This is a genomic window from Piscicoccus intestinalis NBRC 104926 (genome assembly GCF_001515525.1).
Taxonomy (GTDB): Bacteria; Actinomycetota; Actinomycetes; order Actinomycetales; family Dermatophilaceae; genus Kineosphaera; species Kineosphaera intestinalis.
In genome coordinates, this window is the sequence record NZ_BCNQ01000013.1 from 1 (window position 1) to 19,964 (window position 19,964).

13 protein-coding genes are annotated in these 19,964 nt (G+C 73.1%); 10 read left to right on the plus strand and 3 right to left on the minus strand.

Annotation, left to right across the window (positions count from 1 at the left end):
- Together PINTE_RS23095 and PINTE_RS03850 are read left to right on the plus strand one after the other, a co-directional pair.
- A partial coding sequence (locus tag PINTE_RS23095; RefSeq protein WP_068426541.1) for a hypothetical protein occupies nucleotides 1-1,995 on the plus strand: 1,995 nt, incomplete at its 5' end.
- 29 nt (nucleotides 1,996-2,024) lie between these two features.
- Nucleotides 2,025-2,900 (plus strand): beta-1,6-N-acetylglucosaminyltransferase, encoded by an 876-nt coding sequence (locus PINTE_RS03850; protein WP_068426543.1) that lies wholly within the window; start codon nucleotides 2,025-2,027, stop codon nucleotides 2,898-2,900.
- A gap of 11 nt (nucleotides 2,901-2,911) precedes the next feature.
- Here the strand turns inward: PINTE_RS03850 and PINTE_RS03855 are convergent, their stop codons facing one another.
- Nucleotides 2,912-3,787, minus strand: a complete 876-nt coding sequence (locus tag PINTE_RS03855) for a glycoside hydrolase family 16 protein (protein WP_068426547.1) — start codon at nucleotides 3,785-3,787, stop codon at nucleotides 2,912-2,914.
- 188 nt (nucleotides 3,788-3,975) lie between these two features.
- Here PINTE_RS03855 and PINTE_RS03860 point away from each other — a divergent pair, with 188 nt between their 5' ends.
- Complete coding sequence (locus PINTE_RS03860; RefSeq protein WP_068426552.1) at nucleotides 3,976-4,974, plus strand: glycosyltransferase family 2 protein; 999 nt, start codon at nucleotides 3,976-3,978, stop codon at nucleotides 4,972-4,974.
- A gap of 476 nt (nucleotides 4,975-5,450) precedes the next feature.
- Nucleotides 5,451-6,332 (plus strand): glycosyltransferase family 2 protein, encoded by an 882-nt coding sequence (locus PINTE_RS03865; RefSeq protein WP_084343194.1) that lies wholly within the window; start codon nucleotides 5,451-5,453, stop codon nucleotides 6,330-6,332.
- Between the two features lie 84 nt (nucleotides 6,333-6,416).
- Here the strand turns inward: PINTE_RS03865 and PINTE_RS03870 are convergent, their stop codons facing one another.
- A complete protein-coding gene (locus PINTE_RS03870; RefSeq protein ID WP_157087064.1) occupies nucleotides 6,417-7,445 on the minus strand; it encodes an endonuclease/exonuclease/phosphatase family protein in 1,029 nt (342 codons plus the stop codon).
- Nucleotides 7,446-8,010: 565 nt separating this feature from the next.
- Between PINTE_RS03870 and PINTE_RS03875 the strand changes: the two genes are divergently transcribed.
- Nucleotides 8,011-9,291 carry an NnrS family protein gene (locus PINTE_RS03875; protein WP_068426562.1) on the plus strand — a complete coding sequence of 427 codons (1,281 nt, stop codon included), beginning with the start codon at nucleotides 8,011-8,013 and terminating at the stop codon, nucleotides 9,289-9,291.
- Nucleotides 9,292-9,523: 232 nt separating this feature from the next.
- On the opposite strand, the gene mfd is transcribed toward PINTE_RS03875, so the two are convergent.
- Entirely contained in the window at nucleotides 9,524-13,201 is a 3,678-nt protein-coding gene (gene mfd / locus PINTE_RS03880) for a transcription-repair coupling factor (RefSeq protein ID WP_068426569.1), read from the minus strand.
- A gap of 516 nt (nucleotides 13,202-13,717) precedes the next feature.
- Here mfd and PINTE_RS23100 point away from each other — a divergent pair.
- From PINTE_RS23100 to PINTE_RS03905, 5 genes are read left to right on the plus strand one after another with little or no spacing between them, the layout of a single operon-like run.
- Nucleotides 13,718-15,592 carry a hypothetical protein gene (locus PINTE_RS23100; RefSeq protein WP_068426572.1) on the plus strand — a complete coding sequence of 625 codons (1,875 nt, stop codon included), beginning with the start codon at nucleotides 13,718-13,720 and terminating at the stop codon, nucleotides 15,590-15,592.
- Entirely contained in the window at nucleotides 15,589-16,845 is a 1,257-nt protein-coding gene (locus PINTE_RS03890) for an AMP-binding protein (protein WP_068426579.1), read from the plus strand. Before PINTE_RS23100 ends, PINTE_RS03890 begins: the two co-directional genes overlap by 4 nt.
- Nucleotides 16,842-17,774: an NAD(+) synthase gene (gene nadE, locus PINTE_RS03895; protein WP_068426582.1), complete on the plus strand. Its 933-nt coding sequence runs from the start codon at nucleotides 16,842-16,844 to the stop codon at nucleotides 17,772-17,774. The genes PINTE_RS03890 and nadE overlap by 4 nt, the downstream gene beginning before the upstream one ends.
- A 44-nt stretch (nucleotides 17,775-17,818) precedes the next feature.
- The gene (locus tag PINTE_RS03900) at nucleotides 17,819-18,061 is read left to right on the plus strand and encodes a hypothetical protein (RefSeq protein ID WP_068426585.1); all 243 of its coding nucleotides are present in this window, start codon (nucleotides 17,819-17,821) and stop codon (nucleotides 18,059-18,061) included.
- A 1-nt stretch (nucleotide 18,062) separates the two neighbouring features.
- Nucleotides 18,063-19,961, plus strand: a complete 1,899-nt coding sequence (locus tag PINTE_RS03905) for an asparagine synthetase B family protein (RefSeq protein ID WP_068426588.1) — start codon at nucleotides 18,063-18,065, stop codon at nucleotides 19,959-19,961.
- The last annotated feature ends 3 nt before the right edge of the window (nucleotides 19,962-19,964 follow it).

Here is a 19,964-nt window from a genome sequence, read left to right on the forward strand (position 1 = left end):
GCCGCGGTGGCCGTCCTCGCGCTGGTCGCGCTCGCCCCCGGCGCCCTCGTCCTGGCCGTGCTGCCGCCGGTGCCTCGGCCCGTCGCCGTCGTCGCGGTGCCCGCGATCGGGGTCTCGCTGGTCTCCCTGGCGCTGTCTGCCCAGCTGGCCGCAGCCTCGCTCGCCCCGGCGGCCACCCAGTGGACCCTGACGGTCCTCGGCGCCGTCGGCGGCGCCGTCCTGACGCTGCGCGGCGGTGACGACGCGCGGGTCGGCCCGGCTCCCGACGAACGACGGGGCGGCCCCATCTGGGGGATCGCCCTCCCGCTGGTGCTGGCGGCGGCCGCCACCGCCGCGTGGATCGCCGCCCTGCCCTCGGCCCGCGCGGCGGCGTACAGCACCTTCGGTCTCGCGCCCCAGGCGCCGTTGCTCGTCGTCGCGGTGGTGCTCGCCCTGCTCGGGGTGCTGGCGGCAGTTCGAGCCGGTGGGGGTGCCGGCGGGGGTCTGGTCGGCTGGGTCGCCCTCGTCGCGCTGGTGCTCGCCCGCCGCGGCTACACCCTGTGGGCCACGGACGCCCCGCTCTACCAGTGGACGTACCGGCATCTGGGCGTCATGGACTGGTTCACCCACAGCGGCACGCTGGCCCGCGACGTCGACGTCTACTCCAACTGGCCCGGCTCCCTGGCCTTCGCGGCCTGGGTCACGCAGGTCAGCGGGCTCAGCCGCTTCGATCTCGCGTCGGCCTACATCATCGGTCACCACCTCGTGCTCGTCGTCGTCGTGTACGCGCTGGCACGGGCCGCCGGTGCGGATCGGCGCCCCGCACTTCTCGCCGCCGCGCTCGTGGAGGTGACCGACTGGGTCGGGCAAGACTACCTCGCGCCCCAGTCGTTCGGGTTCCTCCTCGGCGCCGTCGTCATCGCCGGCTGGCTCGCCTCCCGCGTGGACCGCTACCGCGTCGGGAGTCTGTGGGTCGCGGGAATCGCGTTCACCGGCAGCACGTGGGCGCACCAGTTGACGCCGGTCTGGCTGCTGGCGGTGCTGGTGGCGTTGATCGTCCTGCGGGTGGTGCGACCGGCCTGGGTCCTGCTGCCGTTCCTGGCGATCTGGGGCGTCATGGTGGCGGTGAACCTGCCGGCGCTGCTCGCGCACAGCACCGGGATCTCGTTGAACCTGCTGTCCAATTCCGCGGGCAACATCACCTCCCCCGTCAGCGCCGGGCAGGCCGTGACGAGCCGCACGGTCACCGTCCTGGCGATCGTCCTGTGGGTGGCGACCGCTCTCGTGGCAGGCGCGCGGCTGCGCCGCGATCGGGCCGGGCTGGTGGCGCCGATCATCGCGTTCTCGCCGATGCTGCTGCTGCTCACCGGCTACGGGGGTGAGGCGATCTACCGCGTCTACCTGTACTCGCTGCTGGGCTGCGCGCTCGTGCTCGCGGGCCCGCTGACCGGTCTGCTGCGGGCCGGGATCGCTCGGACGTCACTCGCGGCGATCGCGGTGGGAGCGCTGACGCTCGCCTCACTGCAGGGATCGCTCGGCGGCTGGTTCGCCGGGTTGTTCCCGCGCGCCGACGTCGACCTCGCGGTGCGGCTGGAGCGCGCGGCGGGCGAGAACGGGCTCATCGCCACCCCCACCGTCGGTTTTCCCCGCCAGGTCACCTGGTACTACGTGCCGCAGGCGCGGCGAGACGCGCTCGGGCTGGCCGTGTGGTCGCTGCAGAACGAGCTCGTCACGCCCGACGGCATCAGTGCCACCCCCGTCGACCGACTCACCCGGGGCGCCTCGCAACAGATGGCGGACGAGCCGGTGTACGTCGTCATCGCCGGCCCGATGCGCGTCTACGCCGAGCAGTACGGCGCGCTGCCCCCGGGCGGCCTCGACGAGCTCGCGGCGCTCCTGCGGGCGCGTGGCTGGGTGCCCGCAACGACGGCCGCCGACGGCACCGTCGTCTACGCCAACCCGGCCGGCCAGCGCGCTTGGCAGCGCTCTGCCGACCTCCCGCTCGAGACCGAATGACCACCGACGGGAAGCGAACTGAGGCAGACATGACCGACGCACCCACGCCCACCCCGGCGGCCGTCGTCATCGCGCACGACAAGCCGCGCCAGCTGCGTCGGCTCATCGACGCGATCGATCCGATGCCGGTCTTCCTGCACGTCGACGCCAACACCCCCGCGGCGCTGTTCGAGCAGATGACCGCGGATCTGCCGCAGCGGGTGCGGCTGCTGCCCAGGCAACGCTGCGGCTGGGCCACCTACGGCGTGCTCGCGGCCGAGCTCCAGGGATACCGCGCCGCGCTCGAGCACACCGACGCGGCGCACATCGCGCTGCTGTCCGGCGCCGACTATCCGCTGGCGAGCACGCGTGACATCGAGGCGGCGCTGGCCGCCCGCGCGGGGCGCTCGTTCGTCGAGTTCTTCCGTCTCCCGCAGCGGCGCTGGCCGCCGCTGGCCGGGTACGACCGCTTCTACTTCCGCAACTGGCCGTGGCGCCGGCACCGGCTGCTGCTGCCGATTCCGCGTCGCATCCCCGCCGGCCTGCGGCCGGCCGGTGGGTCGCCGTCGAAGATTCTCGCGCGGGGCCACGCCGAGCGCCTGCTGGCGGTGCTCGACGCGCGCCCCGAGATCGAACGGTTCTTCCGCCGCGCCTGGGCACCGGACGAGGTGCTGGTTCCGACGGTGCTCACCAGCCCCGCCGTCTCACCCGACTGGGACGACGAGACCGCGGGCGCGGCACCCGCCTTCTTCATCGACTGGGGGGTCATCCCCAAGAAGAACCCACCGTGGCTCGGCCCCGCGGATTTCGACCGGATCGCCCAGGCCGCGCGGCGCACCGACTCACCCGCGCTGTTCGCCCGCAAGTTCGCCGACGACGCCGACGAGATCACCGGCCGCATCGACGCGGAGCTGCGCCGCGCCTGAGGCCGCCTCGGTCAGCCGGAGGTCGTGTCCGACCACACCCGCACGTAGTCGACCGTCATCGCGGCCGGCGCCGGGTTCGCGTCGCGAGCCACGCCCATGCCCAGCACGAGGTACATCGGCTGGTCCGGCACGTCCTGCCCCGCGAACACCGGCCCCGGCTGGCCGTCGAGGTAGACCTGCAGGCGACCCGGTTCCCAGGAAAGCCCGTACGTGTGCCAGGAACCGGCGTAGCTGGTGTTCGGGTCGCCGTACGGCGTCGGGCCCAGCTGGCGCTGTTCGCTGTAGGCATCACGCCAGTGCACATTGAACGTCGGCCTCGTCGTCGAGCCGAGCGCGGCGGAGAACTCCGCGATGTCGATCTCCGGGGGCCACTGGTCGTCCACGGGCGTCGGCAGCATCCAGAACGCGGGCCAGTAGCCGGCGTCGTCGGGCACGAGGATTCGGGCCTCGGCGTACCCGTACGTGTACGCGAAGTGCGCGCCGGTGTGCACGACACCGGAGACGAATCCGTAGGTCGCACCACCGAGTTCGTCCTGCACCCGGCGCGGGGTCGCGGACAGCCGCAACGCCCCGTCCTCGACGCCGACCTGTTCGGGTTCGAAGAGGGTGTCCTCCAGCTGCGGATTGAACGGGGAGCCGTAGGTGTGCGGGGCGACGCCGCGGCGGTCCGTCCACTTGGTCGAGTCGAGCCGGTCACCGTCGAAATCGTCCTCGAACACGAGACGGTGCCCCGGCCCCACCGGCGGCGGTTCGGACCGGCGCAGCCCCGTCCACAGGACGCCCGCCACGACGAGCACCACGACGAGCAGACTCACGGCCACCGCCAGCAGCAGTCGCGGCCGGCGACGCCACGCGGGCACGCGGGAGTCGGGCTCGGCAGGCGTCATGGGTCAGCTCCGGCGGGCAGGGGTCGGGGTGGAGCGCAGTGCGTTTCGGCTCCGTGGCGGCCCCACTGTACGTGACCAGGCCGAACGCTCCGCGCGCTGTTAGGGTGCTCGCGTCGCTGCCTCGCACCCGCGCCGACGTCGCGCGCCGGACAGCGAAAAGCGCACCGACCGAAGGGAGCCCCCCGACCATGTCGACCTCGACCGGACCCTCGATGGCGGCGGTGGTGTGCTGCTACACGATGCAGCGCTGGGACGACACGGTCGCCGCGGTGGAGTCGCTGCGCACCCAGCAGCGGGCGCTGCAGCGGATCGTCGTCGTCGTCGACCACAACGACGAATTGCTCGCGCGCTGCCGGGAACGCTGGCCGGAGGGCCAGACGGGGGTGACGGTTCTGGCCAACGAGGGCCGGCAGGGCCTGTCCGACGGGCGCAACACCGGGCTGCGGGCCACCGACTGTGACGTCGTGGCCTTTCTCGACGACGATGCCTTCGCGGAGCCGGACTGGTCGGCGCGGCTCGCAGACTGCTACACCGACCCGGCACTGCGTGACGTGCTCGGCGCCGGCGGCTACATCGAGCCCGACTGGCCCGGCGGCACGGCCCCGACCTGGTGGCCGCGCTCGTTCGACTGGGTCGTCGGCTGCAGCTACGTCGGGCTGCCGACGCGGCGCACCACGGTGCGCAACGTCATCGGCGCCAACATGAGCCTGCGCCGCGACGTCGCCCTCGAGGTCGGCGGCTTCAACCCGTCGATGGGCCGCGTCGGCAAGACCCCGCTCGGCGGCGAGGAGACCGAGATGTACATCCGGGCGGCCGCCGCCCGGCCCGGCTCCCGCGTCGTCTATGAGCCGGCGGCGCGGGTACGCCATCACGTGACGCCCGAGCGGGCCACGCTGCGCTACTTCGTCTCCCGGTGCTACGGCGAGGGCCTGACGAAGGCCGCGCTGTCGGGCATCACCCGTTCATCGGCGGCCCTATCGAGCGAATCGGCTTACGCCACCAAGGTGCTCCCGGTCGAGTTCGCGCGCGGACTGATCAGTGGCGACCCGCGGCGGGGTCTGAGCGTCGCGCTGGGGCTCGGTGTGACGTGCGTGGGTTACGCCCGCGGGCTCGTCAACGGTGCCCGCCCCGAGGGCGGCTGGTCCGAGGCGGCTCGACGCCCCATGGCTCGCCTCCAGGCGCGCTGAGCGAGCGCACTGACCCACGTGGTCGGCACACCGACTCCGACGGTGGGCCGCTTTGCCGCACAGGGGTATTCGTGATTCACGCCATGCGATCGAACGTCCACATGGTGAGCGCGGTTTTTCGGCATGTCCGTTCGGGGGTTGCCATCGGCAGCGCTGCCGAACCGTCGCTATGACCTGCCAATTTACCTGGCATTTACGTGAATTCGCGAGCAACACCGGCCCGCGCAAGGCTCTGATCCGCGCACCATGCACGGGGCCGGCTGGTCACAAGCAAACCAGGCCGGATATTGTCTCATCGTCGTCCTTAATCGGAGCCTCGGTCGTCGAGGTCGGCGCAGCGGCGAGCCGCCGCACGCGTCTTCGGCAACCGGAACACGCAAAGGCGCGAGAGCCCTCCCGCCCCGCTCCCACCGGAGCGCACCGCGCGGGTCGGCCCGAGAACCCCCTGGCCGCCACAGAGAGAAATCCCCCTCCACATGTCGCACACACGCAACACCATCAACCCCCGGGTGACGATCGTCATCCCCGTGCTCAACGAGGCTCGCAACCTGGAACTCGTCATCCCGGAGCTGCCCCCGGTGCACGAGATCGTCGTCGTGGACGGCAACAGCACCGACGACACGGTGCAGACGGCCCGGCGGCTGGCGCCCGAGGCCACGATCGTCACGCAGGCTCGCAAGGGCAAGGGCAACGCCTTGGTCACGGGCTTCGAGGCCGCGACCGGCGACATCATCGTCATGTTCGACGCCGACTACTCCGCCGACCCGGCCGAGATCGCGGCGTTCGTCGAGGCGCTGAAGAACGGCGCCGACTTTGCGAAGGGCAGCCGCAACGCCCCCGGCGGTGGCAGCGAGGACATCACAATCATCCGAGGCCTGGGCAACCGGGGCCTCAACGTGCTGTCGAACATGCTCATCCGCAGCAAGTACACCGATCTGTGCTACGGCTACAACGCCTTCTGGGCCGACATCTTGCCGGCGCTGCACCTGCCCGCCGCGACGACCGCGACCAACGAGCCGGTCTGGGGCGACGGCTTCGAGATCGAGACCCTGCTGACCTGCCGCGTCGCCGCCGCCGACCTCAAGGTCACCGAGGTGCCCAGCGTCGAGCGCCAGCGCGCTCACGGCGTCAGCAACCTCAACGCCGTCAGCGACGGGCTGCGCGTGCTGCGCACGATCGTCGTCGAGAAGGCCAACGAAAAGGCGCGTGCCTCGCAGGCCCGCGAAGAGCTGCCGGCCGCTCCCGCCCCGGCGTTCGAGTCGAGCCCGCGGCACGCCGACGAGGCCGAGCGTCGCCGTCGCCTGCGCGGCACCGTGCGTCGTGTCCGCCCGGCCCGCGAGCACAGCTCCGCCCGCTGAGCGGCCGCCGCGGCCCGTTCGCGGTGGCGCGCACCCAGGCTCCGCCCCCGTCACCCGCGTCTCGCCTGACGGGGGCGCCTCGCGTCACGGGAGCGGGTCCAGCCGCGCCCACACCGCGGCGTGATCGGTGCCGGGGACCCGCACGACCGAGTCCTCGACGCAGACCCGGCCGCCCGCCACGATGTGGTCGATCTGCACGAACGGCGGCACATCGCCGAGGCCGGGGACGCTCATGGGCCAGGTGCGCACCCACGGCAGGCCGTGTCGCGGCGATCGGTCGAATCCGGCCGTGACCGCGCGGAACACGGGGTGCACCGGCCCCGCGTTGAAGTCCCCGGCCACGACCAGCGGCCGGTGCGCGTGGCCCTGGAGCCAGAGCCCCATCTCGTGCTGTTCACGGCGCCAACGCGCCGGGTCGGGTCGCGGCGGCCACGGGTGCGCGGCCCGCACCAGGGTGCCGTCAGCCAGTTGGGCGACCGGCTGGTCGAAGGCGGTGCCGCTGCCGCGTCGCTCACCCCGGGTGGTCACGTCACAGCGGCCGCCCGGGGAGTCGGGACACGTCAGCGGGTGAGCCGAGGCGATGATCGAGCCGCCCGCGTCACTGCCCACGCTGCCCGTGACGTGCGGGAGCAACTCGCTCAGGCCCGCCTCCTGGAGCGCGGCCCAGTGCTGCGGGGTCTCCTCCAAGAGCACGAGTAGATCGACTCGGCGGTGCCGCACCTGCTCGACGATCGTCGTCGGATCGGCCTGGCCGTACTCGGTGTTCAGGCTCAGCACCGACAGGCTCGTCGCGTCGCCGGGCGGCGAGCCGGTGCTGCCGCCGGACTCGACGACCGGCGGCAGCACGGGCCAGAGCATTGCCCCGCCCGCGACGAGACAGGCGAGCGCCGCGGCGCCGAGCCGGGCGATCCCGGCTCGGCGGCGGGCGCTGCGGATCGCCACGGCAGCGACGGCCAGGGCCGTTGCCAGGGCGAACGCGGCGGCCACGAGCACCACACCGCCGATGGGCGCCAGCGCCTGCAGGAGCGGCACCGGACCGGCCAGATCCACGTACGGGAGCGCGGCCAGGGCGGCCAACACGACGGCTGCGCCCACCCCCGCGGCCGTGCTCACTCGTGCCGGGCCTCGCGGGGATGGGGGCGCGCCTCGACCAGCAGCCTGTTCGTTGTCCGACACGACGCAGATTCTTCCCGGCGCCCGACGGCCCTCCGCCGCGGCCCCTCGTCCGACCGTCAGGGAGGCTCTGAGCACGCCTGGGCGGCAGTGCCTTTCGACGGGCACGGCATGTCTGTGCGTTCACCGCCGTACACTCCCCGCTAACTCGCGACAGGTCCGACGTCTCCGGCAGCGGATGCCGCCGAGGAAACCAGGAGGTTCACATGTCGACGCAGATGTGCCGCTGTGGGCATCCGCAGCACGCCCACCGGCATTTCCGCCGCGGCAGCGACTGCTCCCAGTGCGACTGCGTCAGGTTCCGTGGCGGCCCCGCAGCGTTCCTGGCCCGGCTCGCGCGTCGGCGCGCTCACGGCGGACAGGGTCCTCGGCCACAGCTGTGAGCCTGCGCACCCGCCCCCGGACAGCCACGCCCGACCACCGGATCACCGCGGCCTGACCCCGGGCACCCGGCGGTGACTAGCATCGGCGGCGTCGATCGAACGGCGCGCGAGAGGAGCAGACGGTGGGCACCGCGGAGGGCTCGGGCGACGCCGGTGCCTCGCGCGGCATTGGCGGCACCGGCGGCACCGGCGGCACCGGCGGCACCGGCGGCACCGGCGTCACGGCGTACCCGGCGAGCTGGCCGGGCTCCGGGCCGTGGGTGGCCTCGAGCCGCGTGCTCTTCGTGCTGCTGTGCCTGTGGGCGGCGGTCGTGGTGCCGCTGTGGTGGTGGCTGCCGCTGCGTACCCCGCCGGGGTGGCACGCCCACGAGATGGTCTTCGCGGTCGGAGGCGGTGCGCTCGCGGCCTATGTACCGACCGCCTGCAACAGCTGGACCGGGCGAGCCCCGGTGCGCGGTTGGCCCGTCGCGATGCTCGCCGCCCTGTACGTCACCGCCCGCGGGGCCGCGCTGCTGCCGCCCCACGCGCTGCCGCGGTGGCTGTTCGCCCTCGCGTTCGCGGCGCCGCTCTGGTGGATCGCGGCCGTCGTGCTGCGGGAGCTGCGTTCGGCGCGGAAGTCGCTGCGGGCGGCCGTCTTTCCGCATTCGGTGCTGGCCTTCTGCGCCCTGGCCGGCGGCGTCTCGGGGTGGTTCGGCTCCGGGGTGATGACCGGCTCCCCGAACCCGCTCCTGCCGCAGGTCGTCGTCGGCGCCTTCGCCCTGCTGCTCGCCGGGGTCGGCGGGCGCATGGTCCCGGCCTTCCTCAACGCCGCCGCCGAGCGCGTGGGGCTGCCGGTCGTCAAGCAGCACCGCTGGTCGCGGCTGCCGTTCCTGACGGTGCTCGGTCTCGCGGTGCTCACCGCGGGACGACCGGAGTCGGCGCCGCTCACCTTGCTCGCGGGACTGCTCGTCGCAGCGCACGTCGCCCGGTGGCCATGGCGGTACGCCCGCCACGACGGCATGGCCGCCGCGACCCTGTGCGTCTACCTGTGGATCCCGATCGGCCTGCTGGGCTGGGGCACAGCGCGACTGGCCACCCGGTGGGGGCCGGGGCTGCCGTTGGGTCCGGCCGCCGCCTCCCACCTGCTGACGATGGGCGCGCTCACGGGTCTGGTCGTCGCCGTCATGGCCCGCACCAGCGCCCGCCGCGGCGACCACCGTCTGCACATCCGGCCCACGACCCTGGCGGGGCTGGTCGCGCTCATGCTCGCCGTGCCGGCCCGGCTCGCCGAGGTCGACGGCGTCGCCGTCGGGCTGTGGTGCCTGGGTTGGGTGCTCGTCGCGTTCGGGCACCGCCACCACCTGGTCGGCCCCCTGCAGCGGCCGGTGTTCAGCGCCCGCCGCCACCCCGTCTCCGACGCCTGAGACGCGACGGCCGCTTCGCACCTCGCCGACGCCCCTGCGGGAACGGCCGAGACGAAAGTGGCATACGCACTCGGGGATCGCCCGCGGCGCGGCTGGCATCACCGCAGGTCACAGCACCGCGAGAACACGCGGCGAGCCCCTGCCGGCGGAGTATGTATGCCATCCTCGTCTCCGACCCGGCTGTACTGGCTCGACACCGCGCGAACCCGGCCGGCAAGAACCGCAGACCGCCTCATCCCGCCTTCGCCAGGTCGGTGAGCATGACCTCGCGCAGGAGGCCGCCGGCCCATTCGAGGATCTCGCGGTCGCGCAGCGGCCGGCCGCCGACGGGGGCGGTCTTCGGCGCGGGCACGAGGATCTGGCGGATCGCGGGCTTGATGATCGTGCCCCGGTAGAGCCGTTCGAGGCGCAGCCGCTGGGAGTCGCGCAGCTCCACCGGCGCGAACCGGATCCGGTTGCCCTGCACGCCGATGTCGGCCACCCCGGCGGCCCGGGCGATCGTGCGCAGCCGCGCGACCTCCATGAGCACCTGCACGGGCTCCGGCATCGGGCCGTACCGGTCGACGAGCTCGGCATCGATGTCGGCCAGGCCGGCCTCGTCCTGCACCGCGGCGAGCTTCTTGTACGCCTCGAGCCGCAGCCGCTCCCCCGGCACGTAGTCGTGCGGGATGTGCGCGTCGACGGGCAGCTCGATCTTCACCTCGACCGGCGCCTTGTCGCCCTCGCCGCGGAAGTCGGCGACCGCCTCCCCGACGAGCCGCACGTACAGGTCGAAGCCGACCCCGGCGATGTGCCCGGACTGCTCGCCGCCGAGCAGGTTGCCGGCACCGCGGATCTCGAGGTCCTTCATCGCCACCTGCATGCCGGCGCCGAGGTCGGTGTGGCTGGCGATCGTGGCGAGCCGGTCGTGCGCGGTCTCGGTCAGCGGCTTGTCCGGCGGGTACAGGAAGTAGGCGTACGCCCGCTCGCGGCCACGGCCCACCCGGCCGCGCAGCTGGTGCAGCTGCGAGAGGCCGAAGGTGTCGGCGCGGTCGAGGATCAGCGTGTTGGCGTTGGAGATGTCCAGGCCGGTCTCGACGATCGTCGTGCACACGAGCACGTCGAAGCGCTTCTCCCAGAAGTCGAACACGACCTGCTCGAGGCGGCCCTCGCTCATCTTGCCGTGGGCGGTGGCCACCCGGGCCTCCGGCACGAGCTCGCGGATGCGCGCGGCCGTCTTCTCGATCGAGTTCACCTTGTTGTGCACGAAGAACACCTGCCCCTCGCGCAGCAGCTCGCGCCGGATCGCCGCGGTGATCTGCTTCTCGTCGTAGGCCCCGACGAACGTCAGCACCGGGTGCCGCTCCTCCGGCGGCGTGGCCAGCGTCGACATCTCCCGGATGCCGGTGACCGCCATCTCCAGCGTGCGCGGGATCGGGGTCGCCGACATCGCGAGCACGTCGACGTTCGTGCGCATCGCCTTGAGCTGCTCCTTGTGCTCGACGCCGAAGCGCTGCTCCTCGTCGACGACGACGAGCCCGAGGTTCTTGAACCGCACGCTGGGCTGCAGCAGCCGGTGGGTGCCGATGACGATGTCGACGCTGCCGTCGGCCAGGCCGTCGATGACCGCCTGCGCCTCCGTGTCGCTCTGGAACCGCGAGAGCGCCTTGACGACGACCGGGAACTGCGCGTACCGCTCGGAGAACGTCTGGAAGTGCTGCTGCACGAGCAGCGTCGTCGGCACGAGCACCGCCACCTGGGTGCCGTCCTGGATCGCCTTGAACGCGGCCCGCACCGCGATCTCGGTCTTGCCGTAGCCGACGTCGCCGCAGATGAGGCGGTCCATCGGCACTTCCTTCTCCATGTCGGCCTTGACCTCCTCGATGCTCGAGAGCTGATCGGGGGTCTCGACGTAGGCGAAGGCGTCTTCGAGCTCACGTTGCCAGGGGGTGTCGGGCCCGAACGCGTGGCCGCTCGTGGCCATGCGCGCGCTGTAGAGCCGGATGAGCTCACCGGCGATCTGCTTGACGGCCCGCCGGGCGCGGGACTTGGTCTGCGCCCAGTCGGAGCCGCCGAGCTTGTTGAGCGCGGGCGACTCGCCGCCGACGTAGCGGGTGACCTGGTCGAGCTGATCGGTCGGCACGAAGAGCCGGTCGCCGGGCTGTCCGCGCTTGCTCGGCGCGTACTCGAGCACGAGGTACTCGCGGGTCGCGCCCTGCACGGTGCGCTGCATCATCTCCACGAACTTGCCGACGCCGTGCTGCTCGTGCACGACGTGGTCGCCGGGGTGCAGCGACAGCGGGTCGACCTGGTTGCGGCGTCGGCTCGGCATGCGGCGCATGTCGCGCGTCGACCCGGCCGCCGCGCCGCTGCCCTCGATGAGGTCGGCCTCGGTGATGACGACGAGCCCGGCCGCCTGCGCGATGAACCCGTGCCCGGCGACCGCGTTGGTGATGTGCACCATGCCGGGCTCGGGGTCGGGGTCGGCGCTGAGCCGGTACGGGATGCCGCGCTCGGCGAGCACCTCCCCGACCCGCTGGCCGAGCCCGACTCCGGCGGTGACGAACGTGACGATCCGCCCGCCGCCGACCCAGCCCTGCACGTCGGCCAGCGCCTGCTCGGTGTTGCCGCGGTACGGCGTGACGGGGGTTGTGTCAATTCGCAGATACAACGTGTTCGCGTCGTCGCCCTCGTGGGAGACGGTGCCACCAGCCGAGCCGTCCGCCTCCCCGGGCTCTTGCGGCCCGTGCGCGAACGCGCTGAACGACCACCACGGAACGCCGGTCGCGGCGGCGTGCGCGCGCACCTCGCCGAGGGTCTGGTAGCTGCCCTGGCCGAGGGTGCCGCGCAGGTCGACGGGGATCGCGTTGCCCGCGGCGGCGTTCGACCAGCTGGCCTCGAGAAACTCCTCGCTCGTGGCGACGAGGTCGTGGGCGCGGGTGCGCACCCGCTCGGGGTCGACGAGCAGCGCCACCGACCCGGCGGGCAACACGTCGAGCAGCGACTCCATGCCGTCGACGAGCGCGGGGCCGAGCGACTCCATGCCCTCGACGGCGATGCCCTCCGCGATCTTGCCGAGCATGTCGGCGACGCCGGGCAGCCGGTCGGCGAGCTCGCGGGCGCGGGCGCGCACGGCGTCGGTGAGCAGGATCTCTCGGCACGGCGGGGCCCACAGCGAGGTCGGCAGCTCGCGACCCGCCTCCGCCACCGTCAGGCTGCGCTGATCGGCGATCTTGAACGGGCGGATCTCCTCCACCTCGTCACCGAAGAACTCGACGCGCAGCGGCAGGTCGTGGGTGGGCGGGAAGATGTCGAGCACGCCCCCGCGCACGGCGAACTCCCCGCGTCGCTCGACGAGGTCGGTGCGGGTGTAGGCGGCGCCGACGAGGGCCTCGACGACCTGCTCGAGGGGGTACTCCTGGCCGACCTGCAGGTGCACGGGCGCCAGATCGCCCAGACCCCGCGCGATCGGCTGCAGCACCGAGCGGACCGGCGCGACGACGACCGACAGCGGCCCTTCGGCGGTGCCGTCCGAACCGGGATGCGCGAGCCGCCGCAGCGTGGCCAGGCGGCGGCCCACGGTGTCGCTGCGGGGCGAGAGCCGCTCGTGCGGCAGGGTCTCCCAGCTGGGGAACTCGGCGACCGCGTGCTCGGGCAGGAAGGCGCCGAGGGCCTGGGTGAGGTCTTCGGCGGCGCGGTTCGTCGCCGTCACCGCGAGCACCACCGGGCGCGGGCCGGCCTCCGAGTCCGCCACGCCCGTCGGGGAGCCCGCGCCGAGCGGTCCGACGAGGGAGGCGATGAGGGCGGGACGCGCGCCCTCGGCGACCGTGGCGTCGACGAACGGATGGGCTCCGGCCTCGCCCGCCAGGGTGAGGAGACGGTCGACGGCGCGGTCCGAACGCAGGACCGGCAGCAGCCGGGACAAAGACATGGGGGCAGCGACTTCCGACGACGTGATCTGTGCTCGTCCAGGGTAGAACCCGGCACCGACAGCCCCTGCGCGGCCGGGCGACCGGCCCGCCGCCACGCGAGCCGCCCAGCCACCGCCACGCCCGCCAACGCGCCCGCGCCGGCCACCTCCCCGACACGTGTCGACACGTGTCGACCCACGTCGGGAACCCACATCCGCAGGCCGGGCGGACCGCGGGTCGCGCTCGGATTACGTTGCGCCGCAAATGGTCCGGAAAATCTCACAGATAAACTGCCGAGTAATCACACAGTGATAAGTGAACGCAGGCAATCCGCCACGGTGCTAACCTTCCACCGTCGGCTACCAGGGGTCCGTCTGGAAGGTGGCCGAGCGGCGGGGGGCCAGCGAGATGACGACCCGACTCCTGCCGTGACAGCACAGTCGTCAGCGGGGGGTTCATTGTTCATGCGCGCCGTCGACCCGACGCCGCTCTCGTCGGGGATTGAGTCGAGTCCCACACCGGACGCACCCGAATCCATGCCCGAATGGGTGCGTCACCGGCGGTTGAGCTGGATCCGCTCCGCGGACCGCTGGCTCTGCGCCCGCGTCGACGAGCCGGACGACCGGGTGGCCCGGGGCGCGGTGATCGTCGCCCCCTCCTTCGATCGCGAGGCGGTCGTCTCCTTCCGCACCACGCGCGCGCTCGCCGCCCGGGCCCGCCGCGCCGGCTTCGTCGCGTACACCTTCGCCTGGTCCGGCGACGCCGACTCCAGCACGCTGCCCGAGGACGGCGACCTCGCCCGGCTGTGGCTCGAGGACCTCACCGCCGTCATCGGGCACGCCCGCGGGCTCGTCGGCCCCGACGCCCCCGTCCACGTCGTCGGCCTGCGGTTGGGAGCGGCCGTGGCGGCCCTGCTCCCGGACCACGGACCGGGGCGCCGGCTCTACTGGGAGCCGATCTCCGGCGGCTCGTTCCTGCGCCACCACAAGCTCATCCGCCAGACGTCGGTGCCCGTGCCGACACTGGAGTCGGTCGTCGAACTCGACGGAATGACCCTCACCCCCGCGCAGGTCAGCGGTCTGCGTCGGCTGCGGGCCCCGAGCGCCGCGAGCCTGGGCCCGCACGAGGAGCTGCGTACCGAGTCCGACCGGCGCGCCGCCATGCGGCTGGTGCTCGGCGCCCCCTACTTCGCGCACGTACCGCACGCCGCGCTCGACGAGATCGTCGAGCGCCTCCCGGCCGGCGAGCCCGTCGACCTGCCCGCCTGGACCCCTCAGCTCGTCGCCACGATGAGCGTTCCCGACGCCGAGGGACGTCCGGCGACCGTCACCGAGGCGATGTGCGAGATCGGCCCGAAGCGGCTGCCGGGCATCGTCACCCGCAGCGCCGACGTCGCGCCTCGGGCGGCGGTGTTGTTCACCGCGATGGGCGCCGAGATCAAGGCCGGCCCCGGCGGCGCCTGGTCGCGCGCGGCCCGCGAGCTGGCTCCCGAGGGCGTGTTGTCGCTGCGGGCCGATCGCGGCGGGCTCGGCGACGACGCGGATCCCGACCACGCCCCCGAGCCGCGGCCCTACACCGACTCCGCGGTGCTCGACGTGGCGTCGGCGACGTCGTGGCTGTCGGGCCGCGGCCTGCCGGTCATCGGAGTCGGGGTGTGCGCCGGCGCCTGGGCTCTGCTGCGCGCCGCCGCCGACCACGACGCCGCGCTGCGTGCGGTCTTCGGCGTCAACGTCGTGCACTGGAGCCCGGATTCGGCGGTGTACACCGAGGCGTTCTACGCCCACTACCACGGCCAGGAAGCCGCCGACCGGAGCGCGCCCGCCGACCGCTCCCCCGAAGGCCGCTCCCCTGAAGGCACCGACACCCCGGACGACGCGGAGGGCGACATTCCCGGCGCCTCGCGCCGCGGAGCCGGCACGGTGCTGCGCGGTGGGCTCTCGGCCCTGCGGGAGCTGGTGAGCACCGAGCTGGCCATCCGCCTGCCCCGGCTGCGTTCGGCCCTGCGCCCCGACGTGCCGCTCGACCTCACCGAGCCGCTGCTGCGCACGGTGCCGCGGCGGGTCGGCATCACGCTGCTGTACGGCTGCCACGACCACCGCATCTTCCTCGGCAAGGGCGGCGGCCGCTCGATGCGGCGGGCGACGCGCGGCGGGCAGCAGTTCGAGGTCGTCGTCGACCCGGCCATCGACCACAGCCTGTTCGCGCAGGCGGCCCAACGGGAGACGCTGGAGCAGTTGCGCCGGCGGATCGACGCCGAGGCGCCAGTCATCCCAACCGAACCCGCCACCGCGCCGGCGCCTTCGACGGCAGAACCGGGAGCCCCGGTCATCACCCTCACCCGGGTGGCCGGCGTCGATCACGTGCGGCATCAGGGGCAGGTCTCCCCGGTCTCGAGGGAGGCGGGCCGGTGACCGCGTCGACAACCGGGCTCGTGCGGCACGCCGACCCGACGATCCGCCGGAAGGTCGACGAATTCGCCTCGGCGTTGACGCGGGGCGACTCGATCCTCGTGCGCCCCAAGGCCGACTACGACGGGATCGACCGGGTCGTCGCCACGATCAGCGGGGCCGCCGCGGCCGCAACCGGTCGGCTGCTCGTCACCGACCTTGAGTCCGAGGAGCTCACGCAGACAATCGAATCCGTCGAACACCCCGAGTCGTCGGCGGGATCGACGCCGCTGTTCGCGTTCCACACCTCCGGCTCCACCGGCTCCCCGAAATGCGTGATCTACGAACGGCCGCAGGTGATCTCGCACGCGGACGCGGTGATCGCCACGCTCGGGTTGAGCGCGGCTGAGAACTACGTCGCGCTGCCGCCCATGCGGTTCGCCTACGGGTTGAGCATCGTGGTCAGCCACCTGCTCGCCGAGGTGCCGGTGACCTTCGCCGACGCCGAGTGGGGGCTGCCGGCGCTGCAGGCTGCCGCCGACGACGACGAGCGCCCGTTGGCCGTGTACGCCCTCCCCCAGCACACGCCGCTGCTGCTGGCCAGCGACCTGGCCCCGGACCGCCTCGAGCGGTTGCTCATCGCGGGCGGCCGGCTCTCGGGCGCTTCGGCACAGGCCCTCGCCCGCCGCTTCCCGCGGATGCGCCTGACGAACATGTACGGCCAGGCCGAGATGGGGCCGCGGCTGGCCACCTGGCACGGCGACCCCGCCGACTTCACCGAGGGCCTCATCGGGAGCCCGATCCCCGGGGTCGACCTCGACGTCGCCGACGACGGGGTGCTGCTCGCGCGCAGCGACCACGCGATGACGGCCGCGATGCGCGCCCCGTACGAGGCGATGGAGCCGTTCGCCGGGCGGAACGAGGCCGTGCGCACCGGCGACCGGGCGACCCGCCTGCACTCCGGCCCGCACGCCGGGCTGCTGCGGCACGACGGCCGTGCCGACCATGTGCTCAACGTGGCCGGCACCAAGGTCGATCTGCATCGTGTGACGGCGATCGTGCAAGAGGTGACCAAGCCGCTGCTCGTCAACGTCGGCACGCGCCCGGCACGCCGCGGCGGCGACCTCGTGCCGGTCGTGGAGATCGTGCCGAACGGACCGGCTCCGAGCAGCACCGCGCCCGTGCGGCGCGCGCTGCACACCGAATTCGGCGGACTGGCCGCCTTGTTCGACCTGAGATACGTCGACCGACTCACGCTGAAGGAGAGTGGCAAATGAGCACCGTGCAGGAACGCTGCACCTGGATCACCGAGCAGGTACACCGGCTGGGGCGCCGGGGTGCGCTCGTGCAGCTGTCGGGAGGGATCGACTCCTCGGTCGTCCTGCACCTGTGCGCCAAGGCCCTGGGGCCGGACAACGTCGTCGCCTTGTATCTACCGGATGACTCAACCGGGCCCGAGACGAAGGCCTTCGTCGAGGCGGCCGCGCAGAACGCGGGCGTGCGGCTCATCGAGCGCTCGATCGCGGCGACGATCGAGGCCCAGCAGCCGATCGCGCAGATCAACGAACTCATCCGCAAGTACGAACCGGGTTACGACCCGAGCACGCACGCGTACTCGGTGAACGCCGCGAGCACGATCGCGCGCCGCCTCGGGGCCCTGGTGTACGAGGTCGCGATCGGCCCGCGCCACGGCAGGCCGGAGAAGACCGTGCGGCTCTCGGTCGAGGACCTGCGGGCCCTGATCGCCTACCAGAACCGCAAGCAGCGCACCCGCATGCTGTTCGCCTACGCGGAGGCCGAGGCGCTCGGGTACGCGGTGGTCGGCGCGAGCAACGGCGACGAACTCGACACCGGATTCGTCGTCAAGTACGGCGACGACGCGGCCGACATCTGCGCGATCGGAGACCTGTCCAAGCCGCAGGTCTACGAGTTCGCCCGCGAATTGGGCGTGCCACAGCAGATCATCGACCGCACCCCGACGACGGACACGTACGCGCTGGAGCAGACCCAGGAGGACTACTACTACGCGCTGCCCGCCGACGTGCTGCGCCGGCTCGTCGGCGACGGGGAGAGCGCGATCACCGACGAGGTCATCGAGGAGGTGCTGCCGCAGTGCCCGGGCTGGAAGGCCGCCGCGCTGCGACAGGCCGCCACGGGCCTGGCCGCCACCCTGCGCTACCAGCGCATCCGCAGTCTTCGCCCGTGAGCACTACTGCATCCCAAGGCTTTTCACTTACTGAGGAAGGAATCATGAAACCCGACTGGAGCACCGTCGAGAAGGACCTGCTCGAGAATGTCTTCTACGCCTTCGACGCGCAGGCCGTGCGTGACTCCGACGATCTGACCCGCGACGGGATGCTCGACTCCCTGTCGGTCGTGGCGATTCTCGAGGCGCTCATCGAGGCGACCGGCGAGGAGGAGGCGTTCGACGACGCCCAGGCCGACGACTTCCGCAACCTGGCCGCGATCCACGAACTGTACGAACGGGTCTGACGTGTGCGGGTTCGCGGTCGTCATCGGCCCGGAGGCGGTGGCCGCCGCGCTCGCCGCACCGGCCTGGGAGGATCGCGAGCGCCGGGTCGAGGAGGCCCTCGCCCGGCGCGGACCCGACGAGCACGCGTGGCGGCGCACCGACGAGGCGATCGTCGCGTCGTCGCGGCTGACGCACTGGGAGGAGGGCGCCTCCACCCAGCCGTTCACCGACGACGAGGGCGGCCTAGGGGTCTTCAACGGTGAGCTGTTCAACCTGACGGCCCTGCAGGAGCGCGTCGGCCGCCCGGGCGCCTCGGAGATCGAGGTGCTCACGGTCGGTTTCCGCCAGGAGGGGCCGAGCTTCTTCCGCGCGATCGACGGGCAGTTCGCGGCGCTGCTGCGGGCGAGCACGGACGCGCCGTACGTCGCGGTGCGCGACCGGTTCGGCATCTGCCCGCTGTACCTCTCGCACGTCGAGGGCGGCGTGGCGCTGGCCTCGCACCTGGAGTCGCTCATGGCGTTGGCCGACGGCGACTGGGGGCCGTCGATGGCGGGGCTGCACGGGGTGCTGACGACGTGGGCGCCGACCGACGGACGCACGGCGTTCGAGGGCATCCGCCAGGTGGCGCCCGGCGAGCTCGTCGTCGTCGACCCCGACGGGCGCGCGCACCGGCAGGTGTGGAGTCCGCCGCTGCCGCGCCCGGAGCCGCGCCCGGCCGCGGGCGGCGTCGATCTCGCCGAGCAGCTGGAGACGGAGTTGCGGCAGGCCGTGCGGGCGCGGATGCGTTCGATCACGCCGGTGTCGTGCCTGGTCAGCGGCGGGATCGACAGCACGGTCATCGCGGCGCTGGCCGCGCAGGAGGGCGCCCGCACCGCGGTCGGCCTCGTGCTCGAGGGCGACGAGATCGTCGGTTCGCGGCAACGTCAGGTGGCGCGGGCGGTGGGCCTGGACATCATCCAACACACGCTGACACCCGCGGAGACCGTGGAGGTCTTCGAGCGGTACGTCGCGACGCGCCGGGTGCCGCTCGTGCGCCTCGGCCCGGTGGGCATGACCGCGCTGGCGCGGCGGGCGCGCCGCGAAGGCGTGCGGGCGGTGCTCTCGGGCGAGGGCGCCGACGAGCTGTTCGCCGGTTACGACTCCTACCGGGTGCTCGCGGCGCGGGCCGGGGTGTTCGGGCCGGTCAACGACCTCGACTTCGCGGCCTTCGGGGAACCGGAGTTCGACGCCGAACGCGGCCCGCGCTGGGCCCGCGGCTACTGGCGCACGCTGGTGCGCCTGGCCGGCGGCTCCGCGACCGGACGCGCCGACCTGCTGCGGCCGGTCGCGGCGATGCTCGACGAGGGGCTGCTCGCGGGCGACGAGCCGGCCGCCCCGGCTCCGACGGGCGATTCTTCGACGAGCGACGCGCTGCTGGACCGCCGGCAGGACGACCTGCGCGACCTGCTCGGGGCGTACCTGCTGACGGTGCAGGGCGATCACGCGTGGATGGAGGAGTCGGTGGAGCTGCGCCCGCCGTACCTCGCGCAGGGCGTGGCGCGGCTGGCGCTGGAGCACAACCCGGCCGACTTCGTCGCGGTCGGCGGCGGCAAACAGCCGGTGCGCGGACTGCTCGCCCGGCTGGCCCGGGAGCGGCCGGCGTTGGCGGAGCTGGACTTTGCGAAGGCGGCGTTTCGGGTCGACGTGCGTTTCGTGCTGCGCGACCCGGCCGCGTTCGACCGTCTCACCAGGCTCGTCGCGGCCTGCCCGCGCGAGTTCGTCGACACCGACGCGGTGCTCGAGCGCGCGGCCCACTGCCGCCGCGTGGGCACCTGCAGCGAGGCCGAGTCGATGCTGTTCACCTTCGCCGCGAGCCTGGGGGTGCTGGCACGCGTCGATGAGCCCGCGACCGAGCCCGCGACCGCCCCGGTCGTCGATTGACGA

Coding starts and splice junctions, on each gene's coding strand:
- PINTE_RS03900 (WP_068426585.1), top strand. CDS start 17,819: ATGAAACCCGACTGGAGCACCGTCGAGAAGGACCTGCTCGAGAATGTC.
- nadE (WP_068426582.1), top strand. CDS start 16,842: ATGAGCACCGTGCAGGAACGCTGCACCTGGATCACCGAGCAGGTACAC.
- PINTE_RS03865 (WP_084343194.1), top strand. CDS start 5,451: ATGTCGCACACACGCAACACCATCAACCCCCGGGTGACGATCGTCATC.
- PINTE_RS23100 (WP_068426572.1), top strand. CDS start 13,718: ATGCCCGAATGGGTGCGTCACCGGCGGTTGAGCTGGATCCGCTCCGCG.
- mfd (WP_068426569.1), bottom strand. CDS start 13,201: ATGTCTTTGTCCCGGCTGCTGCCGGTCCTGCGTTCGGACCGCGCCGTC.
- PINTE_RS03860 (WP_068426552.1), top strand. CDS start 3,976: ATGTCGACCTCGACCGGACCCTCGATGGCGGCGGTGGTGTGCTGCTAC.
- PINTE_RS03850 (WP_068426543.1), top strand. CDS start 2,025: ATGACCGACGCACCCACGCCCACCCCGGCGGCCGTCGTCATCGCGCAC.
- PINTE_RS03855 (WP_068426547.1), bottom strand. CDS start 3,787: ATGACGCCTGCCGAGCCCGACTCCCGCGTGCCCGCGTGGCGTCGCCGG.